General features: G+C 58.2%; 1 rRNA gene (cut by a window edge). It reads right to left on the bottom strand.

Features of this window, described 5'->3' with window-relative positions:
• Positions 1 to 61: 61 nt before the first annotated feature.
• Positions 62 to 2,431, bottom strand: a 23S ribosomal RNA gene (locus ACPA54_RS38930); it runs 167 nt beyond the window's last position.

Raw genomic sequence — 2,431 nt, 5'->3', positions numbered from 1 at the left:
AACTGTGGTTCACACCGAAACCGATTGCGGTCCGGGAACCACACAGTGGACGCGAGCATCTGAGGACAAGTCCTCGGCCTATTAGTACCGGTCAGCTCCACACATTACTGTGCTTCCACATCCGGCCTATCAACCCGGTCGTCTACCGGGGGCCTTACCAGGTCAACCCTGTGGGAGCCCTCATCTCGAAGCAGGCTTCCCGCTTAGATGCTTTCAGCGGTTATCCCTCCCGAACGTAGCCAACCAGCCATGCCCTTGGCAGAACAACTGGCACACCAGAGGTTCGTCCATCCCGGTCCTCTCGTACTAGGGACAGCCCTTCTCAAGACTCCTACGCGCACAGCGGATAGGGACCGAACTGTCTCACGACGTTCTAAACCCAGCTCGCGTACCGCTTTAATGGGCGAACAGCCCAACCCTTGGGACCTACTCCAGCCCCAGGATGCGACGAGCCGACATCGAGGTGCCAAACCATCCCGTCGATATGGACTCTTGGGGAAGATCAGCCTGTTATCCCCGGGGTACCTTTTATCCGTTGAGCGACGGCGCTTCCACAAGCCACCGCCGGATCACTAGTCCCTGCTTTCGCACCTGCTCGACCCGTCGGTCTCACAGTCAAGCTCCCTTGTGCACTTACACTCAACACCTGATTGCCAACCAGGCTGAGGGAACCTTTGGGCGCCTCCGTTACCCTTTAGGAGGCAACCGCCCCAGTTAAACTACCCACCAGACACTGTCCCTGATCCGGATCACGGACCCAGGTTAGACATCCAGCACGACCAGAGTGGTATTTCAACGACGCCTCCCCAACCACTGGCGTGGCTGGTTCACCGGCTCCCACCTATCCTACACAAGCCGAACCGAACACCAATATCAAGCTATAGTAAAGGTCCCGGGGTCTTTCCGTCCTGCTGCGCGAAACGAGCATCTTTACTCGTAGTGCAATTTCACCGGGCCTGTGGTTGAGACAGTCGAGAAGTCGTTACGCCATTCGTGCAGGTCGGAACTTACCCGACAAGGAATTTCGCTACCTTAGGATGGTTATAGTTACCACCGCCGTTTACTGGCGCTTAAGTTCTCAGCTTCGCCCCGAAGAGCTAACCGGTCCCCTTAACGTTCCAGCACCGGGCAGGCGTCAGTCCGTATACATCGTCTTACGACTTCGCACGGACCTGTGTTTTTAGTAAACAGTCGCTTCTCGCTGGTCTCTGCGGCCACCCCCAGCTTGAAGAGCAAGTCTTCGCACCAGAGCTGGCCCCCCTTCTCCCGAAGTTACGGGGGCATTTTGCCGAGTTCCTTAACCACAGTTCACCCGAACGCCTTGGTATTCTCTACCTGACCACCTGAGTCGGTTTGGGGTACGGGCCGCCACGACACTCGCTAGAGGCTTTTCTCGGCAGCATAGGATCATCCACTTCCCCTCAATCGGGTCGGCATCAGGTCTCAGGCTCAATATGGTGCGGATTTGCCTACACCACGCCCTACACCCTTACCCCGGGACAACCACCGCCCGGGCTGGACTACCTTCCTGCGTCACCCCATCGCTCACCTACTACCACTTCGGGTCAGCGGCTCCACTGCACCAGCTCGGTCCGAAGACTCCGCCGGCCGCTTCACGGCCTTAGCATTGATGGGTTCAGCGCTGGCGCATCGTAGCGGGTACGGGAATATCAACCCGTTGTCCATCGACTACGCCTGTCGGCCTCGCCTTAGGTCCCGACTTACCCTGGGCGGATTAGCCTGCCCCAGGAACCCTTGGTCATCCGGCGCACACGTTTCTCACGTGTGATTCGCTACTCATGCCTGCATTCTCACTCGTGCAGCGTCCACCGCTGGCTTCCACCGCGACTTCACTCGCTGCACGACGCTCCCCTACCCATCCGTGCGCCTGAACCACAAAGGCTTGGCTTATGCACGAATGACACGACTTCGGCGGTGCGCTTGAGCCCCGCTACATTATCGGCGCGGAATCACTTGACCAGTGAGCTATTACGCACTCTTTCAAGGGTGGCTGCTTCTAAGCCAACCTCCTGGTTGTCTCTGCGACTCCACATCCTTTCCCACTTAGCGCACGCTTGGGGGCCTTAGTCGGTGCTCTGGGCTGTTTCCCTCTCGACCACGGAGCTTATCCCCCGCAGTCTCACTGCCGCGCTCTCACTTACCGGCATTCGGAGTTTGGCTGATCTCAGTAACCCGGTGAGGCCCATCAACCATCCAGTGCTCTACCTCCGGCAAGAAACACACGACGCTGCACCTAAATGCATTTCGGGGAGAACCAGCTATCACGGAGTTTGATTGGCCTTTCACCCCTAACCACAGGTCATCCCCCAGGTTTTCAACCCTGGTGGGTTCGGGCCTCCACGAAGTCTTACCTCCGCTTCACCCTGCCCATGGCTAGATCACTCCGCTTCGGGTCTTGGGCGCGCGACTG

Source organism: Uniformispora flossi (assembly GCF_049534875.1).
Classification (GTDB): domain Bacteria; phylum Actinomycetota; class Actinomycetes; order Streptomycetales; family Streptomycetaceae; genus Yinghuangia; species Yinghuangia aomiensis.
This window is presented reverse-complemented; position numbering and strand designations above follow the sequence as displayed.